Below are 14,004 nucleotides of genomic sequence, written 5' to 3'. Positions count from 1 at the left end.
ATCACCTTCCGCAGCTACTGATCCCGCATCACGACGAAGCGCCCCCACCCACGGGTGGGGGCGCTTTCGGCATTCTGTCGACCGATGCCGTTGGCGGTTCGCCTCGAATGAATCGGACATTCTCCGCATGGCTAAGATCCGCCCATGTCAGACAGCCGCGAGATCCTCGATTCAGTCACCCTCCGATTCGACGGGAGACCGGAGTCGGCTTCGGCACTGCACGAGCTGCGAGCAGCCGACGTCGCGCAAGTGCTGCAAGGACTGGCCGGCATCGTCGGCGACTTCGACAAGGCGGGCGTGTTCCACGAAGACGGACCCGCCGATTCGCAAGTGCTGGTTCGGCCCGCGCAGGAGGGCTCGTTCATCATCGAAGCGATACGGGTGGCGAGCGACAACTGGGAAACGATTGCGGCCGTGACCGGCGTGCCGACGATCGCCAAGATCATCGAGTGGTCGACGCGGGCGATGCGCGCCGAAGTGAAGGACTTCGAGCACCTGCAGAACGGAAATGTGAAGATCGTTTGGCAAGACGGAACCACTCAGGAGGTTCAGAGGAACGTCTGGAACGAGCTGAACAAGCGCAAGCGTCGGCGCAAGAAGCAGCTGCGGGAGATCATGACGCCGCTCAGCGATGACCGCGTCGAGACGCTCGATGTCACTGGCAGTCAGCCGGCGGCTGACGACGATCCGAAACAGGCCACGCCCGAACCCTTGGTTCTGCGACGAGCGGACTACGACAGCGTGGCACCGTCGGACGACATCGAGAACGAGGAGGACGACTTCCCCGTCCTGGCTACGATGCAGGCCATCGACTTCGATGACCCGACGAAGTGGCGGGTCAAAGCCGCAGGCAGGCCGCGGAAGGTGAAGGTCACCGACAAGGACTTCCTCCGGCAAGTGGCAGAGGGCCTCGCGATCAGCAACACAGACATCTTCCAGTTGACGATCCACGAGGATAAGGTCGTGAAGAACGGCCGAACAAGCACGAAATGGACTGTTCTCAAAGTCGAGAGGCACAGGAGGACGGCAGGTGACGACGACATATAGGCAGAACTCGCGTCGTCGACTCGACGTCGCCAACCTGATCGTGCTGGTGGTCGCCGTCGCATCCGGCATATTCGCCTACGTGCTCGTCACCTACGCGAGCATGAACGCACTGGTGATCGTCCCGGCAGTAGTGGTCGCGACCCTCAGCGTGCCCAAACTCATCAAGCGCGAGGCTCCCCGCGAGTAAGTGGCAATATGCCAGGAAATATGCCGACGCGGGGCTGTCTGCGGTCGGCAGGGCTCAGTGGTAGCGATTCTTGCGGGGCCGGGTGTCCGGGTTCGCGACCCGACCGGCCTCGTGCAAGCGGGCCATGACGAGGGTCCGCGAGCAGCCGAGCAACTGCGCTGTCTCCGTCCACGAATGCCCCTGGTCGATCAGGGTGCACACGTCGTCGACGCTGATCGGCCGCTTCTGTGGCCCGCGCCGAACCGGCGGGCTCACCCCGGCGAGTGCCTTCCGGACGGTCTTGTCGCTCACGCGGGCTGCGCGTGCGATCTCCCGGAACGTGGCGCCTGCCGCCCGCCACGCCTGCCAGCGGGCGACGGTCGCGGCGTCAATCACGGTCGGCGTACCAGGCACGCTGCACGGCGTCGAAGATCTCCTGCGGGCTGCGGCCGTAGCGGGCGATCGGCGCTGTGTCGGGGTTCGCGTAGACCTGGTGTGTGAGTCCCCAGGTGAGGCCGTGCGGGAGGTCGAGCCGCCAGATCGTCGCGGGCAAGCCGAGCCCCAGGATGTGCCACGAGTCCTCCGTGGACTTCTCGAGAGTGAGGCGGACGGGCCGCTCGTCGAGCTCGCGGACGTTGGCGCGCATCGCCTCCTGCCCAGCAGGGGAGAGCCAGTGCGGGCCGTGCTTGGGCCGCTGGGAGGCGCGCCGGCGGTTGCGGCGTGCACCGACCGCGGCACGCAGGTCGCGCTCGTCGAACAGTCCGTTCTCGTCGGCGCGGACACCGAGTACGGCGCCGGCCTTGTCGATCGTGACGTGGTGCACGCCGGTGATCTTCCACGCTTCGAGCGAGGTGACCTTGCGGTTAGAGTTGGTCATGATCAGAACCCCTGTTTCTGGTCGTTGCCCCGTCTGGTGTGTCCGCACCGGGCGGGGCGTTTCTGTGTTCCCGACAACAAACTACCCCAATGAAGAGCTGACGTCTAGGGAACCGCACGGTCGCCGCGTGCGTCGATACCGGCATGGACGATGACGGATGGGACCCACGACTCGACTGGGTGCTGTGGGAGGTCGAGCTGCTCGCGTGGCGGGAGACGGGCGGGGACGGCGCCGAGTGAGCTTCCCTCTCGCCCGGTGCCGTCCCGACGTCCACGCTAGCAGTCGATCGAACGAATGTGCGAACATCGGTGGGTGAGGCACACCGAACCCGCACCGACACACTGCGGCAACGGGCACCCGCTCGGCGCGCGCCGCGTCATCGTCGGCTGGCTGCCCTGTGCCTGCACCGCCGTCACCAACGGCGGCCACCGCACCCACACCTGCCGCACCTGCGGGAATGTCACCCATACACCGGCGTGTACCGGCGATCGGATGCGTCAGCCGAGTACGCTGATGCTGCGGAATCACGATGGGTAGGTGGGTCGCACCCCTGACTACGCGATTTCACGAAGCAGGCCCCCGGCGAGCGCCGGGGGCCTGCTGTTCGTCGATGTCGTGATCGAGATGCCGCCGTTGCCGCGCGCCTCCTGACTCCTGCAGTCGGCTATTTGTCGTCGGTGATCCGCCAGATCGCATCTCCCTTGCCTGTCTCCGGGTCATAGCGCATGTCGCAGCCGAAGTTCGTTCGCACCAGCGCACCGAAGGAGTTCTGAGAATCGACCCACGAAGAGACAGTGTGCGTAAAGGTCAGTCGCTCCGTCATGTCCTCGTTCCAGATCTCCCTCGTCTTCTCGGTGAGTTCCATCTCGCCGAATTGAGCCGACCCGGGCGACGTGAGCTGGTCGAGGATCCAGTCGCGGCACGCTTCGCGCATCGCTTCGTGTTCAGCTTCTGTGTCGTCGGCTGATGCGGTGCCGCACGCAGTTATGAGGAGTGCGGCGAGGACGCTGATCGCGGCTGCTGCGCGTATCTGATTCACGCGGTTTGTCTATCAGACGTCGCACCGACCGGCGCAGCAGACAGCGCGACCTTGTCGCACCGCGACTCCTGGTGCGCCTTCCACCACCGGCCGACGTTCTTGTCGGAGGTATCGCATGCGCGCGCGATCGCTCGGAATGAGAGCGCGGGGTTCGCGGTCTTCATCGCGATGACGCGCTGTCGCGTCTCTTCGGTCGCGGCTGTCGCACCGTTCGTGACCTGCGCGTTCGGGATCGAGGTGAGCTTCGGTGTCGCGGGTGCGACGCCGGGGATCGGGACGGTGTCGCACTCGTCCTCCGGCTTCGCCGCCGCGACATCGGGTGTCGCAGGCGAGATGTCGGTCGCGGCATGCGCTACCGCGGCAGGTGGTGTCGCGCGGCGCGACGTCGCGGGCTCGGTGCGTGTGGGTGCGACATCGGTGGTTCCGGTGTCGCGGCGTGCTTGGTCGTGCATCTTGACCGCGAGGTGCGGTGCGACGAGCAGGCACAGCGGCGGGACGACGTAGACGGCAGCTGTCGCGGCGGGCGGGAGCGGCCCGGGCGGGAGCATGCCGGCGGTGATCGCGGCGATGACGGACACCGAGGTGCCGGCGCCGAGCATCACCCACGCGTAGCGTCGCGCGGACGGCGTGGTGAGGGTGAGGACGCCGCGGGTCGCGACGATCGCGAGGCCGTCGACGGCGAGCGGCCACAGGTGCGCGGTGACGGTGCCGTAGCCCGCACGCTCGGCCAGCTCGGCGAGCTTCGCGTAGCTGAGGATGAATCCGATCGCGGCGATCGCGTAGGGCGCGGCTACGTCGAGCCGTCGGCCGAAGCGAGCGCCGCCGGACGGCGCGGCGCTCATTTCGCATCTCCCGCCGGCGGGTTCGGGCTGACGCCGACCCTCATGAAGCTGTGGGCGCCGTGGTCGGCGTTCGCGAAGACGTGCGCGTTCGCCAGCTCGATGATCATCGCGTTCAGCGCGGCCCAGATCTCGGGCTGATCCTCGTATCGGTCGCGGTAGTCGGTCGCGATCTTGAAGGCGTCGTACGTGAAGCGTTCGGTCATGTCGGGTGTCCTGTCAGGAGGCGCGGCGCGCGAGGTTCGGGCGGCAGGTCGGGCAGGCGATATCGGCGTCGACGTTGAGCCAGCCGTGGTCGCAGTCGGTGCACACGGGGAGGGGAGTGGTCTTGCGTGGCGCGGGCATCGACAGCCACGCGGGGATCCATGCCTGCGCGAATCGCGCGGGGTCGTCGGGGCGGTGCAGCGCGCGGGCTTCGGCGGTGAGCCGTGCGGTGCCGTGTTCGGCGACGAGCCCGGCGATCACGTCGCGGTCGGCCGTCGAGACGCGGTCGAATCGTGCTCGAAGTCCGGCGGCGCGGCAGGCGTGCTCGAGGTCGGCGAGGATCTGTCGGTTCGTGTCCGCGAGCTCGCGGCTGCTGCCGCCGTCCCGGGCGGGCTCGGGTGCCGCGGTCACGCGCGGTGCAGCGGTTGAATCTTCTTGAAGATGTTCTTCTTGAAAGATGTTCTTCTTAGTACCCAGATTAGCCACCGGTGGCTGATCCACCGGTGGGTTGTCCACCGGTCGAAAACCACCCTCATGGGTGTGACCTGCGGGTTCATCCACGGGTCGATGTTCGACCGGTGGCTCGGGCTGCGGAGACTCGGCGGGTGGCTCCTGGATGATGTACGCCGATCCGGTGCGGCGCCCGCGCTCGTCGCGGGTCCACTCGAGGCGGAGGTATCCGGCGTCGCGGAGCTCGCGGAGTGCCGTCTTGATCGCTGCCTCGCCCTCGGTGCCGGACGCGGACAGCGATGCGACGGAGGTGCGCCAGCCGGGCCGGTGCGACATGAGCTCGATGAGCAGGCCGCGTGCGCGGCGGGAGAGGCGACGATCGCGAATCCAGGCGTTCGGCACGATCGTGAAGTGATCGGTCGGCAGGTTGTAGCCCCGCACGACGTCGGTATGCTGACTCAATGTTCGACTCCTTGTCAGTCGGACACTGGCGCGTCGCGAGCTGGAACTCGCGGCGCGCCCCTTTTTCTGTTGCGGTCCGGCCATGTTGACACGCCGTCCACAGTGATGTCTAGTTGTGACGTGGAATCACGAAGTGATGCGGCGTCGAGGGCCGGAGGGCGGGTGCCCGAGTGGGACATGTCGGACCGTTTCCGGAAGTCGCTGAAGGCCGCCGGCATGACGTCCACCGAGATGGCCGAGTACCTCGGCATCGCGCGCGAGACCGTCGGGCGGTACATGTCCGGACGAGCCAATCCACCCCTTGTCACGCAACGACTCTGGGCTCATCGAACCGGTGTCCCCCTCGAATGGCTGCAGACAGGGGAGGAGCCGGCGGGCGAGCAGTAGAACGGCCCGCGGGCGAGTCTTCCCCACGCCCACGAGCCGCCCACCCACTGCAGGTGCAGCTCCCAAACATGCGGCCAATAAGGCAGGTTTAGCTACCTCTATCGAACGATGAACGGGTTCATGCTCTTCTTCGTCATGCGGGCGATGGGGGAGCTGCTGCTGTCGAACCTCGCCTACAAGTCCTTCGCCGACGTCGCCGCCGATCTCCTGGGGCCGTGGGCAGGGTTCTTCACCGGATGGACGTATTGGTTCTGCTGGATCGTCACCGGCATCGCGGACATCGTCGCGATCTCCGGATACGTCGACTACTGGTGGCCGAATCTGCCGCTGTGGATCCCGGCACTCGTCGCGATCGTCGTGCTGCTGTGCCTCAACCTGCCGACGGTGAAGGCGTTCGGCGAGACCGAGTTCTGGTTCGCGCTGATCAAGATCATCGCGATCCTCGCGCTCGTCGTCGTGGGCCTCGTGATGATCTTCTCGTCGTTCGAGGCGCCCGACGGCGCCCGGGCGAGCTTCGCCAATCTGTGGAACGACGGCGGCCTCTTCCCGACGGGTGTGATGGGCTTCGTCGCGGGATTCCAGATCGCCGTGTTCGCGTTCGTCGGCATCGAACTCGTCGGGACGACGGCGGCGGAGGCGCGCGATCCCGAACGCACGCTGCCGCACGCGATCAACTCGATTCCGATCCGCATCCTGCTCTTCTACGTCCTCGCGCTCGTCGTCATCGTCTCGGTGACGCCGTGGCGCGAGATCAGCCCCGATCACAGCCCGTTCGTCGCGATGTTCTCGCTCGCGGGGCTCGGGATCGCGGCGTCCGTCGTCAACTTCGTCGTGCTGACGTCGGCGGCGTCGTCCGCGAACTCGGGCATCTACTCGACATCGCGGATGATCTACGGGCTCGCGCAGGAAGGCGACGCGCCGGCGCCGCTCGCGACACTGAACGCGCGGCGGGTGCCGGCGAACGCGCTGTTCTTCTCGTGCACGTTCCTGCTCGCGTCACTCGTGCTGCTCTTCTCGGGCGAGTCGATCATCGAAGCGTTCACCGTCGTCACGACGATCTCGTCGGTCCTGTTCATGTTCGTGTGGACGATCATCCTGTGCAGCTACATGGCGTATCGGCGCCGGCGCCCGGAGCTGCACGCAGCCTCGCGCTTCCGAATGCCCGGCGGGATCGTCATGTGCTGGGTCGTGCTCGCGTTCTTCGGCTTCGTGTTGTGGGCGCTGACGCAGCAGGCCGACACGCTGCGCGCACTGCTGGTCACGCCGGTGTGGTTCGTCGTGCTCGCGATCGCCTGGTTCGTCGTGCGCCGCCGCCGGGGCCATCTCGCGCGATGGCAGGAGTTCCGCGACGAACTCGACCAGCGGTGAAAGGTCATGATTCGGTAACGGTGGCGGACCCGTATATGGGTTTGTTGCATTCTCGTCCGGACAACTGAGGGCTGCTCCACCGGACCGGCCGCAAGTCGACTGATAGGTAGCAACGTGGGTTCACATCGCCGTTCCGGTGACGCGCCGAGCATCGAGATCGATCCGACCGCTCCACGAGGACGGCACCGTCACGAACCCGCAGGTGGCGGAGCCGTGCGCGCCGCGACGCTGGCCGCGGCGACCGGCGCGATGGTCGCGGGCGTCGCGCAGCTCGGTGCCGGAACGGCTGCCGCGGACACCCCCGCACCGCACGCCCTCCCCGTCGACATCGCGAGTGTCATCCCGCCGGAGACCGTGCCCCAGGGCCTCGTCCCGGCCGGCTTCCAGATCCCCGATCTCGGACCGCAGTACGCCGAGATCGGCAACCAGATCCAGCAGTGGGTCGACTCCGTCAACCCCATCTCGCCGCGCGCGGTTCAGCCCGTCTCCGGCACTCTCACCTCGGACTTCGGCCCGCGTTGGGGTGCTCACCACGGCGGCATCGACATCGCCGCCCCCGTCGGCACGCCCGTTCTGGCCGCCGAGGACGGCGTCGTGCTCGACGCCGGTCCCGCCCAGGGCTACGGCCAGTGGGTCCGGCTCCAGCACTCCGACGGCTCCGTCACCGTCTACGGCCACGTCGAGGACTACTACGTGACGCCGGGCGAGCACGTGAGCGGCGGACAGCAGATCGCGACCGTCGGCAACCGTGGCTTCTCGACGGGCCCGCACCTGCACTTCGAGGCGCACGACGCCAGCGGTGCCAAGTCCGACCCGACCGCGTGGCTGCAGTCTCGCGGCGTGGTGGCGGACTGGAACAGCAACGCCTCGCGCGCCTGACGCTCGGTCAGGACTCGTCGAGTTCGAGTTCCTCGTCGTCGCGGAACACGAGCGGGCCGTCGTCGAGCGCGACCGCCCATCGCTTCGTGACGGCCCAGTCGCGTCCGTACTCGTCGTCCGACAGCCGCCCTGCGTCGTCGAACTCGTCGACGATCGCGCCCGACGTGACGGGGCGATCGTCCGGCGCGACGTCGCGGTCGACGGAATGCCGGGTACGGACCCGGGTGCCCACCGCGAATCGCGTGCCCGGCCGGCCGTCGCTGCTGGTCTCGTTCATCTCCAAGCCCCCTGCGGTGGATGGTCCGACAGTGCGATACTGCGTCGACCTGCACGTTAACGCGTGAGCCCGGCTTCCGGGGCCGAAACGCTATGCTGAAATTCGCCGGCGAGAATCATCGGACCCGACGACGGATCGACAGGGAGACCGGGTGGGTGCGGAGGTGAGTTCGCGCGACTACACGCGCGAGGATCGTCGGGTGTTCCGGCGCAAGTTGCACGAGTGTTCGGACGCGCTCGGACGCATGGTGCACGACGCCGTGTTCGCCGACGATCGCACGCCGCCGCGGCCACTGCTGGGCATGGAGATCGAGTTCGGGCTCGTGCGTTCCGACATGCAGCCCGCGTTGGCGAGCGCCGACGTCCTCACGGCCATCGACGAGGCCGCCGTCTTCCAGACCGAACTCGGCCGGTTCAACATCGAGATGAACGCCCCACCCGAGCCGCTCTCGGGAGAGGGGACGTTCGAGCTCGAACGGAACCTGCGCGCGTCGCTCCACATCGCCGACGCCCGCATCCACGACCACGACGCCGAACTCGTCACCATCGGGATGCTGCCGACGCTCGGGCTCGAGCACTTCACGCCACGGTCGATCACGGACAACCCGCGCTACCGGCAGCTCAACGATCAGATCGTCGCGGCGCGGGGCGAGGACATCGAGCTCGCGATCGACGGCGTCCCGCTGCAGGGCAGCCCGACCGAACGGCTCCGTGTCGATTGCGATTCGGTCGTCCCCGAGGCCGCGTGCACGTCGTTGCAGCTCCATCTCCGCATCGCGCCCGAGCACTTCGCGCGGCACTGGAACGCCGCGCAGGCGATCGCGGGCGTGCAGGTCGCGATCGGCGCGAACTCACCGTTCCTCGCGGGCAGGGCGTTGTGGCACGAGTCGCGGTTGCCGGTGTTCGAGCAGGCGACCGACACGAGACCGCCGGAACTCGCGAATCAGGGCGTGCGCCCGCGAGTGTGGTTCGGGGAACGCTGGATCGACTCCGTGACGGAACTGTTCGACGAGAACGCCCGGTGGTTCCCGGCCCTGCTGCCCGAGATCACCGACGAGGATCCTGCGGCCGTGCTGGGCGCCGGCGGAACTCCGGCGCTCGGCGAGCTGGCGATGCACAACGGCACGGTCTACCGCTGGAACCGGCCGGTGTACGACGTCGTCGACGGAGTCCCGCACCTGCGCATCGAGAATCGCGTGCTGCCGTCGGGGCCGACGGTGATCGACATGATGGCGAACGCCGTCTTCTTCTACGGCCTGCAGCGCGGACTCGTCGAGAGCGAGACGCCGATCGAGGAACGGACGAGTTTCGACGCGGCGTCCGAGAACCTGCGTACCGCAGCGATGTTCGGCATGGACGCCCGCCTGTACTGGCCGGGTTCCGGTCGCGTGGGTGCCGACGAACTCGTCCTCCGAACGTTGCTGCCGATCGCCGATGCGGGGCTCGCCTCGCTCGGGCTCACAGCACGGGCCCGCGATCGCTATCTCGCGGTGATCGAGGGTCGATGCGTCACTCGGCGCACCGGTGCCGCATGGCAGCGCGAGCAGGTCGCACAGCGGGAGCGCGCGGGTGAGTCACGCGACGTCGCACTCGCGAACATGTTGCGCGACTACGTGTCCGCGATGCACGACGGATCTCCCGTCCACACGTGGTGACGCGCGCTCCCGCGTCGTGACGACCGCCCGGACGCTTCCGGCCGGGCGGCTGCGGCCTAGACCGTGAGGACGGCCTCGACGTCGGCGACCAGCTCGGGGCTGTGGGACACGTTGTCCGCCACGAGATCTGCGATGGTGACGTCGTCGAGCGAGGTGAGCATCGCCTCCTGGGCGGCGCGCACCGCGCTCACGAACCGCAGCGTCCCCTCGGTGCACTTGTCGAGGCTCGGGTGCGGGACGAGGTCGCCCTCGCCCTCGAGCTGGCGCACGAGCCAGCCCAGACGTGCCGAACGGCCGAACGGCGTGATGCTCAGGCCGCCTCGGCGGCCACGGCGCGCATCGACCGCGCCGAGCTCGGCGAGCCGCGTGATCACCTTGGCGACGTGAGCATAAGACGCATCCAGTTGCTCGGAAATGACTCGTGTATTGGCTCGGTCGTCGGACTCGTGTGAAGCCAGCCGGATCAACACGCGAACGCCCAACGCGGTGAAGTGAGTGAACTGCATAGACCGCACGGTACAAGCCGCATTTCGCATTGCGGAACGCAATGTGATCCATGTTGCCAACATTTAGCTGAAATCGTATGCGAAACATCGAACTTTGTGCGAGATCGCTAGGGCCGCAAGTCCTTCGTCCACGCGACGCAGGCCCCGGGTCGTGGAGTTCTCGGACCGCAGCCGCGGCCTGGCGAACGAGACTAAAGTGGGGTCATGACGAACTCGGACGATCGACGCAGCAGTTCGAAGAGTGGCGGTTCGGACCGGCCTGTGACCGGCATCGTGGTCGGCGCGGACGGATCGGAGACATCCGCAGCGGCCGTCTCGTTCGCGGCGGACATGGCCCGCTCCCGAGACATGTCGCTCCACATCGTGCACGCCCTGGACTTCGCTCCCTACGGCTTCGGCGGACCTTACATGGACGCCGGCGGCGTCTACGAGTGGGTCGAGGAGGGCGGCAAGACGATCCTCGCGGACGCGGCGAAGCTCGCCCGCTCGATCGCCCCCGACGTCGAGGTGACGACGGACCTCTCCATCGGGAGCGGCGCGCAGTGGCTCGTGGACCTGTCGGAGACCGCCCGGTACATCGTCCTGGGCGCCTCGGACTCCGGCGCCGCGGCGACGGCCCTGCTGCTCGGCAACACGGCCGTGAACGTCACCTCTCACGCACACTGCCCCGTCGTCGTGGTCCGTGGTGACGAGCGCGAGTCGGGGCCGGTCGTCGTCGGCGTCGACGGCAGCGATCTCAGCGACGCCGCCGTCGCGGCAGCGTTCGCCGAGGCGTCCTTCCGTGGCGCGACACTCCTCGTCGTGCACGTGTGGAGCGATCTGGGCCCCGGACTGCTCGAAGATCCCCGCGCCTCCGAACTCGTGCCCGACGACCTCGAGCAGGAGGAGACGGCGGTGCTCGCCCAGGCGCTCGCGGGCTACCAGGAGCAGTACCCCGACGTCACCGTCGAGCGGCGCTTCTACGTCGACAATCCGCGTGCACGCCTCGAGGAGCTCTCCGGCGAGGCGCAGCTGATCGTCGTCGGCAGCCGCGGCCGCGGCGGCTTCCGCGGGATGCTCCTGGGTTCGACGAGCAACACGCTGGTCGGCAAGTCGGAGTGCCCGGTCATGGTGGTGCGTCCGGCGCGTGACTGATCTCGGCGCGTGGGCGATGTTCCGTCGGGGGGGCATCGCCCACGTACTGTGCCGGATGAAGAGCAGTTTGACCCCGGACGTCAGGAGTGTCGTGCGCATCGGAATGGGCCTGAACTACAGCGGTGGCTTCGCGGAGACGGTCGAGGAGGTCGCCGACCTCGAGCGAGCGGGCCTCGACATCGCCTTCGTCCCGGAGGCCTACTCGTTCGACGCGGTCAGTCAGCTGGGCTTCCTCGCGGCCAAGACCTCCCGGATCCAGCTGGCGTCCGGCATCTTCCAGATCTACACCCGCACACCGAGCCTGACGGCCATGACGGCCGCAGGCCTCGACTACGTGTCGGACGGACGCTTCGTCATGGGAATCGGTGCGTCGGGCCCGCAGGTCATCGAGGGTTTCCATGGCGTCAAGTACGACGCCCCGATCGGGCGCACACGCGAGGTCGTCGAGATCTGCCGGCAGGTGTGGCGCCGCGAGAAGGTCGTCCACGACGGCAAGTACTACCAGATCCCGCTTCCCGCGGACCGCGGCACGGTCCTCGGCAAGCCGCTCAAGCTCATCAATCATCCGGTGCGCGAGCGTATCCCGATCGTCATCGCCTCGCTCGGCCCGAAGAACGTCGCGATGACCGCCGAGATCGCCGAGGGCTGGGAGCCGATCTTCTACTACCCCGAGAAGGCGGCCTCGGTGTGGGGCGAGTCGCTCGCGGCAGGCAAGGCGAAGCGCGACCCGTCGCTCGGCGAACTCGACGTCTACGCGTCGCCCGCCGTCGCGATCGGTGACGACGTCGACCACATGCTCGACTGGGTGCGGCCCACCATCGCGCTCTACGTCGGCGGCATGGGTGCACGTGGCAAGAACTTCTACAACGACCTCGCCGTGCGCTACGGATTCGAGAAGGAAGCCAAGGAGATCCAGGATCTCTACCTCGACGGCAAGAAGGTCGAGGCCGCGGCGGCCATCCCCGACGAACTCGTCCGCGCCGTCAACCTGATCGGTCCCGAAGGCTATGTGCGGGAACGGCTCGCGGCATTCGCCGAGTCGGGGGTCACGGCACTCAACATCACGCCGCTCGCGTCGGACGCCGCGGGCAGAGTGAAGCTCGTCGAGAAGCTCCGCACGCTCGTCTGACCCACGCGAACCACGAGATCGACACCGAAGCCAGGAGGGGCAATGCCCGGAACACAACCGATCACCGTGGGCGTCGACGGATCGGAATCGGCCTCGACGGCCGTCGTGTGGGCCGCGCGTACCGCGGCCGCACTCGAAGTGCCGTTGCGGATCGTCACCGTCGTACACGTTCCGGCGTTCTACTACACCGAACCCTTCGTGGCGCAGAGCTTCCGCGAGGAACTCGAATCCACCGCGAACTCCAGGCTCGAGAGCGCCGCCGTCCTTGCGCGCCAGTCCGTCGACTCGGACCTCGAGGTCACGACGGAGCGGCACGAGGGCAAGATCGTCGAGGTGCTCGGCGAGCTGTCGAAGCAGTCGCACCTCGTCGCCGTCGGCCCGCGCGGACACGGTGAGTTCACCGCGATGCTCGTGGGATCGGTGACGGCCGCACTCGCGTCGCACGCGTCGTGCCCGGTCGCCGTCGTCCGCGGCCGCACGCTCGACGGCGCACCGCCGGCCGTCGGCCCCGTCGTCGTCGGTGTCGACGGCTCGGAGCACAGCACGGCGGCCGTCGAGGTGGCGTTCGAGCACGCGTCGGCCCTCGGTGCGCCGCTCGTCGCAGTCAACGTGTGGAGCGACGTCAGCGTGCAGCCGTCGCTCGGCTCCTCGCCCGAGGATCCGCTGTGGAGCAGCATCCAGACGGGCGAGGAGGTTGTGCTGTCGGAGCGCCTCGCGGGCTTCACCGACCGCTACCCGGACGTCCCCGTCGAGCGTGTCGTCGCCCGCGACCGTCCGGTGCGAGTCCTGAGCGAATACGCCGAGGCCGCACAGCTCATCGTCGTCGGCAGCCGCGGCCGGGGTGGGTTCAAGGGAATGCTGCTCGGATCCACGAGCAACGCCCTGCTCCACACCGCCGACTGCCCGGTGCTCATCGTGCGCCCCAGCTGATCCTGTGTGAAAGACGCCACACGATCGCTCTTCTGCCGGTAGCGTCCCCGGAAATTCGGACTGCTACCGGCAGGAGAGACCATGCGAACACCGAGAACGATGCTCACGCGCGCCGCGATCGCACTGGGTGCCACAGGAGCACTCGTCGCGGCGGGAGCCGGCACGAGCGCGGCGCAGACGGAGGGGCCGCCGCCCGTCGAGATCCGCGTCACGGCCGACACCGACGCGGTGAACTACGAGATCACCAACGTGCCGCGAGTGGTGTTGGGGCCGTTCAACTCGCCGGGAATCTGTTCGAGCACCCTCATCGACGTCGTGAAGGCCGCGCCGGTCGTGGGGCCGTCCGTCGTGGACGTCATCCTCGGCAATCCGGTCGACTATCTCGCGATCATCGCGCAACTGGGCGAGGCCGGCGCGGTCGTCGACACGAATCCGGTGGAGCGTGCGAACAGCAGCACCAACACCGTCACCAGCGATTTCTCGCCGGTCGACCGCGGGCTGTACGCCGCCGCGACGATCTGCAACCTCGACACCGACACGTTCGCGGTGGGCGCCGCGCTCGTCGTCGGCGAGCTGTGGCCGCCCGGAATCTCCACCGGTTCGGTCGACGACGCGATCGGCGGCGGTGGCGAGGAGGGCTGACCTCCCCGCGCCGC

The 14,004-nt window shown here is 67.9% G+C and carries 18 protein-coding genes; 10 read left to right on the top strand and 8 right to left on the bottom strand.

Annotation, left to right across the window (positions count from 1 at the left end):
- The first annotated feature begins 144 nt into the window (after positions 1–144).
- Positions 145–1,047 carry an LAPAL motif-containing putative phage structural protein gene (locus RR1_RS19960; RefSeq protein ID WP_010836905.1) on the top strand — a complete coding sequence of 301 codons (903 nt, stop codon included), beginning with the start codon at positions 145–147 and terminating at the stop codon, positions 1,045–1,047.
- Positions 1,031–1,234 (top strand): hypothetical protein, encoded by a 204-nt coding sequence (locus RR1_RS19955; RefSeq protein ID WP_010836906.1) that lies wholly within the window; start codon positions 1,031–1,033, stop codon positions 1,232–1,234. Before RR1_RS19960 ends, RR1_RS19955 begins: the two co-directional genes overlap by 17 nt.
- A gap of 54 nt (positions 1,235–1,288) precedes the next feature.
- Here the strand turns inward: RR1_RS19955 and RR1_RS19950 are convergent, their stop codons facing one another.
- From RR1_RS19950 to RR1_RS22425, 6 genes are all read right to left on the bottom strand, one after another.
- Positions 1,289–1,609 (bottom strand): hypothetical protein, encoded by a 321-nt coding sequence (locus tag RR1_RS19950; RefSeq protein WP_010836907.1) that lies wholly within the window; start codon positions 1,607–1,609, stop codon positions 1,289–1,291.
- Positions 1,602–2,090 carry a hypothetical protein gene (locus tag RR1_RS19945; RefSeq protein ID WP_010836908.1) on the bottom strand — a complete coding sequence of 163 codons (489 nt, stop codon included), beginning with the start codon at positions 2,088–2,090 and terminating at the stop codon, positions 1,602–1,604. The genes RR1_RS19950 and RR1_RS19945 overlap by 8 nt, the downstream gene beginning before the upstream one ends.
- Before the next feature lie 664 nt (positions 2,091–2,754).
- The gene (locus RR1_RS19940) at positions 2,755–3,129 is read right to left on the bottom strand and encodes a hypothetical protein (protein WP_010836911.1); all 375 of its coding nucleotides are present in this window, start codon (positions 3,127–3,129) and stop codon (positions 2,755–2,757) included.
- Positions 3,126–3,971, bottom strand: coding sequence for a DUF2637 domain-containing protein (locus RR1_RS19935; protein ID WP_010836912.1), 846 nt, complete (start codon positions 3,969–3,971; stop codon positions 3,126–3,128). Before RR1_RS19935 ends, RR1_RS19940 begins: the two co-directional genes overlap by 4 nt.
- On the bottom strand, positions 3,968–4,174 hold the full coding sequence (locus RR1_RS19930) for a hypothetical protein (RefSeq protein ID WP_010836913.1): 207 nt from the start codon (positions 4,172–4,174) through the stop codon (positions 3,968–3,970). The genes RR1_RS19935 and RR1_RS19930 overlap by 4 nt, the downstream gene beginning before the upstream one ends.
- A 13-nt stretch (positions 4,175–4,187) precedes the next feature.
- Positions 4,188–5,084 carry a helix-turn-helix domain-containing protein gene (locus RR1_RS22425; protein WP_010836914.1) on the bottom strand — a complete coding sequence of 299 codons (897 nt, stop codon included), beginning with the start codon at positions 5,082–5,084 and terminating at the stop codon, positions 4,188–4,190.
- 162 nt (positions 5,085–5,246) lie between these two features.
- Here RR1_RS22425 and RR1_RS22420 point away from each other — a divergent pair, with 162 nt between their 5' ends.
- From RR1_RS22420 to RR1_RS19910, 3 genes are all read left to right on the top strand, one after another.
- Positions 5,247–5,471: a helix-turn-helix domain-containing protein gene (locus tag RR1_RS22420; protein ID WP_010836915.1), complete on the top strand. Its 225-nt coding sequence runs from the start codon at positions 5,247–5,249 to the stop codon at positions 5,469–5,471.
- 108 nt (positions 5,472–5,579) lie between these two features.
- A complete protein-coding gene (locus RR1_RS19915) occupies positions 5,580–6,839 on the top strand; it encodes an amino acid permease (RefSeq protein WP_010836916.1) in 1,260 nt (419 codons plus the stop codon).
- A gap of 114 nt (positions 6,840–6,953) precedes the next feature.
- Positions 6,954–7,718 (top strand): M23 family metallopeptidase, encoded by a 765-nt coding sequence (locus RR1_RS19910; RefSeq protein WP_010836917.1) that lies wholly within the window; start codon positions 6,954–6,956, stop codon positions 7,716–7,718.
- Positions 7,719–7,725: 7 nt separating this feature from the next.
- Here RR1_RS19910 and RR1_RS19905 read toward each other — a convergent pair whose 3' ends face one another.
- Positions 7,726–7,995, bottom strand: a complete 270-nt coding sequence (locus RR1_RS19905; protein ID WP_040772289.1) for a hypothetical protein — start codon at positions 7,993–7,995, stop codon at positions 7,726–7,728.
- Between the two features lie 151 nt (positions 7,996–8,146).
- Between RR1_RS19905 and RR1_RS19900 the strand changes: the two genes are divergently transcribed.
- Complete coding sequence (locus tag RR1_RS19900) at positions 8,147–9,649, top strand: glutamate-cysteine ligase family protein (RefSeq protein ID WP_010836919.1); 1,503 nt, start codon at positions 8,147–8,149, stop codon at positions 9,647–9,649.
- Positions 9,650–9,705: 56 nt separating this feature from the next.
- On the opposite strand, the gene RR1_RS19895 is transcribed toward RR1_RS19900, so the two are convergent.
- Positions 9,706–10,155, bottom strand: coding sequence for an RrF2 family transcriptional regulator (locus tag RR1_RS19895; RefSeq protein ID WP_010836920.1), 450 nt, complete (start codon positions 10,153–10,155; stop codon positions 9,706–9,708).
- Between the two features lie 204 nt (positions 10,156–10,359).
- On the opposite strand from RR1_RS19895, the gene RR1_RS19890 reads away from it, so the two are divergent.
- The 4 genes from RR1_RS19890 to RR1_RS19875 all read left to right on the top strand — a co-directional run bounded on the left by RR1_RS19890 (position 10,360) and on the right by RR1_RS19875 (position 13,990).
- Complete coding sequence (locus RR1_RS19890; RefSeq protein WP_081634083.1) at positions 10,360–11,289, top strand: universal stress protein; 930 nt, start codon at positions 10,360–10,362, stop codon at positions 11,287–11,289.
- A gap of 91 nt (positions 11,290–11,380) precedes the next feature.
- The gene (locus tag RR1_RS19885; RefSeq protein ID WP_040772296.1) at positions 11,381–12,418 is read left to right on the top strand and encodes an LLM class F420-dependent oxidoreductase; all 1,038 of its coding nucleotides are present in this window, start codon (positions 11,381–11,383) and stop codon (positions 12,416–12,418) included.
- Positions 12,419–12,460: 42 nt separating this feature from the next.
- Positions 12,461–13,348, top strand: coding sequence for a universal stress protein (locus tag RR1_RS19880; protein ID WP_010836924.1), 888 nt, complete (start codon positions 12,461–12,463; stop codon positions 13,346–13,348).
- Positions 13,349–13,429: 81 nt separating this feature from the next.
- The gene (locus tag RR1_RS19875; RefSeq protein WP_143153948.1) at positions 13,430–13,990 is read left to right on the top strand and encodes a hypothetical protein; all 561 of its coding nucleotides are present in this window, start codon (positions 13,430–13,432) and stop codon (positions 13,988–13,990) included.
- The last annotated feature ends 14 nt before the right edge of the window (positions 13,991–14,004 follow it).

It is taken from the genome of Rhodococcus rhodnii NBRC 100604, assembly GCF_001894925.1.
Classification (GTDB): domain Bacteria; phylum Actinomycetota; class Actinomycetes; order Mycobacteriales; family Mycobacteriaceae; genus Rhodococcus_F; species Rhodococcus_F rhodnii.
The sequence above is the reverse complement of the archived record's forward strand: the minus strand, read 5'-3'. Positions and strand labels throughout refer to the sequence as shown.